We start from the raw sequence: 2467 nt of genomic DNA on the forward strand, positions 1-2467 counted from the left end.
GGGGCACATCGCGGACGTGGTGGGGGCGAGCCCGCCATGACCGACGCCCCGATCAAGACCACTCTCGCGCGCCACCCGCACGCCTACCCGCGCCTTGCGGCACTGCAGAGCCGCTTGGAGACCTATCGGCTGGAAATGATCCTCCAGGCGTCGAGCCTTATCGTGATCAACCCGCGCGGTACGGGCTGCACCGCGCGCTACACGCGACTGGCCGACACGATCACCTGCTGTCCTCGCCAGGACGACGGTGGACGGTTGTGGTTTTTCACGAGCTGGAACGACCCGATCGCGGAGGCGGAACGCGTCGTCGATGCGGCCGTGGCCATCGCCGGATACCTGCGCGTCCAGGCGGACGTGACTGAGTGAACGGCGAACACTAGCCCGGCCCCTGGCCGCGGGCGGGACCCGGGCCGCCCGCGGCCAGGACGAGGAAGCGGTCGACGGCGTTCTCGGCGATCTCCTCCACGTTCTCCGGGGGCGGCTCTCCCAGCAGCACCCGGATCTGCCGATCGGCGATGACCAGGCCGTACAGGAGCTGAAAGGCCGCCTCGGGGTCGTCGACGGCGAGCTCTCCGCGCTCCGCCAGACCGCCCAGGTACGCGGCGGCGCGGCGGCCGGTGGTGTGCCGTCCCTCGGCGAGCAGGACCTCGGCGAGTTCGGGCGCCGAGATCGCGGCCCGGTTGATCGCGATCGAGGCGGGGCCCAGGAGAAGGCGGAGCAGGCTCGCCGCGAACCCGGTCAGCGCCTCGCGCACCGGCAGGCCACCCTCCAGGGCGGCGGTGATCTCCGCATCGGCCTGCTCGGCCTGGCGGCGGATGAGCGCCGCGAAAAGGCCGCGCTTGTTCCCGTGCCAGGCGTAGAGCGTCTCCTTGGACGCTCCCGCCCGCCGCGCCACCGCAAGCATCGTGGTGCCCGCGTAACCGCGCTCGGCGACCTCCGCCAGCGCCGCGTCGAGCACCGCCGCCCGCCGGCCTTCCTGCTCGCCCGAACGCGGCCGTCCTCGCATCTGCACCCACCTCCGTTCCCGATCGCCCTTGACAAGCGTACCGGAAAGTACGATTTTAAATCGTACCTAGAGGTACGATTTAGGAGTCAGGACATGTTCCGAGCACTCATGGCGCTGCGCGTCTGCCTGGTCGCGGCTCTGCTCACGATGGGGGCCATCGCAGGCTTCTTCTACGCCTACGAGGTGTCGGTCACGCGCGGACTGGCCCGCGTGGACGACGGCACGTACGTCACCGGAATGAAGGCCATCAACGCCGTCGTACGGAACGCGCCGTTCGCGGCGTCCTTCTTCGGCGCACCGATCCTCACGCTGGCCGCGCTCATCCTCGCCGCTGCGGCACTGGGACGGCGCTCCCCCGTCGTCTGGCTCGCGGCCGCCGCCTTCGCCGTCTACGCGGTCGGCGGCTTCGGCATCACGATGACCCAGAACGTGCCGCTGAACGAGCACCTCGCCACCGTGTCCGCGACTCCGGGCGGCAGCCTGGCGGCGGAGCGCGCCGACTACGAATCCGCCTGGAACGACTGGAACACCATCCGCACCCTGGCCTCCCTCGCCGCCTTCGCGCTGCTCGCCGCGGCCACGACCCTGCTCCCGGGAGGCGGCCGCGCCGATGCATGAAGCGGTGTGGGTGGCACCGGCGCGACCATGGTTTTCCACCTGTCCAACAGACCAATCATGCCGTATGGCACGTTGCAACGGCGTTGCGCCCCGCGCTGGGAAGATCAGCGATTCTCTGACCGGCGAGCTTCCCGCAGGGAACGCGACCGCCCATTTCGAGCTGGCGTCGGCGAACGACTCGATCGGCCGAGAAGCCGAGGCCGAGAGCCATTACCGGCAGGCCCTGGCCGCCGGTCTCGCCGGAACCCGGAGGCGCCGCGCGGCGATCCAGCTCGCCAGCACCCTGCGCAACCTCGGCCAGGCCGAGGAGAGCGTCTCGATCCTCACGGCGGAGCGGGACGCCGGCTCCGACGACCTGGACGACGCCGTCACCGCGTTCCTGCGCTCGCACTCACCGACCTCGGACGAGAGCGCGAGGCCGCAGCCCTGTCCCTTGGAGCCCTGTCCCGCCACCTGCCGCGCTACAACCGTTCGCTCGCGAACTACGCGAAAGCGCTGACGGACAGCTAAAACCGTGGAAATGAGAAAGGGCCCCGCCGTGTGGCGGGGCCCTTTCTGCAATATGAGTCCGGCGGTGTCCTACTCTCCCACACAGTCTCCCGTGCAGTACCATCGGCGCTGAAGGGCTTAACTTCCGGGTTCGGGATGGGACCGGGTGTTTCCCCTCCGCCATAACCACCGAACGACCAACCCCAACACCCCCGCGCGAAACTCACGGATGGTGCGGGAAGCTCATCGTCCGACACTCACCAGCGTCGGTATTCACATATGTTCAGCGGGTTCCCGGTTGTTTCCTGGGAACCACACAGGGACGCGAACATCGCATTCGTGCAGCGATTCGGT

At 69.1% G+C, this 2467-nt stretch carries 3 protein-coding genes, 1 rRNA gene and 1 pseudogene; 3 read left to right on the top strand and 2 right to left on the bottom strand.

The window, feature by feature from the left end; genetic code table 11:
• Window positions 1-366, top strand: a 366-nt coding sequence (locus E1298_RS46165) for a hypothetical protein (RefSeq protein WP_207945264.1), incomplete at its 5' end; no start/stop codon positions are given.
• A gap of 10 nt (window positions 367-376) precedes the next feature.
• On the opposite strand, the gene E1298_RS46170 is transcribed toward E1298_RS46165, so the two are convergent.
• Window positions 377-1006, bottom strand: coding sequence for a TetR/AcrR family transcriptional regulator (locus tag E1298_RS46170; protein WP_131903692.1), 630 nt, complete (start codon window positions 1004-1006; stop codon window positions 377-379).
• Window positions 1007-1099: 93 nt separating this feature from the next.
• On the opposite strand from E1298_RS46170, the gene E1298_RS46175 reads away from it, so the two are divergent.
• Both E1298_RS46175 and E1298_RS46180 read left to right on the top strand, forming a co-directional pair.
• Window positions 1100-1624 carry an anthrone oxygenase family protein gene (locus E1298_RS46175; protein ID WP_131903693.1) on the top strand — a complete coding sequence of 175 codons (525 nt, stop codon included), beginning with the start codon at window positions 1100-1102 and terminating at the stop codon, window positions 1622-1624.
• Window positions 1625-1688: 64 nt separating this feature from the next.
• A pseudogene (locus E1298_RS46180) lies at window positions 1689-2134 on the top strand (tetratricopeptide repeat protein).
• Between the two features lie 56 nt (window positions 2135-2190).
• Here E1298_RS46180 and rrf read toward each other — a convergent pair.
• Window positions 2191-2307, bottom strand: a 5S ribosomal RNA gene (gene rrf / locus E1298_RS46185).
• Between the last annotated feature and the right edge of the window lie 160 nt (window positions 2308-2467).

The organism is Actinomadura rubrisoli, assembly GCF_004349215.1.
Taxonomy (GTDB): Bacteria; Actinomycetota; Actinomycetes; order Streptosporangiales; family Streptosporangiaceae; genus Spirillospora; species Spirillospora rubrisoli.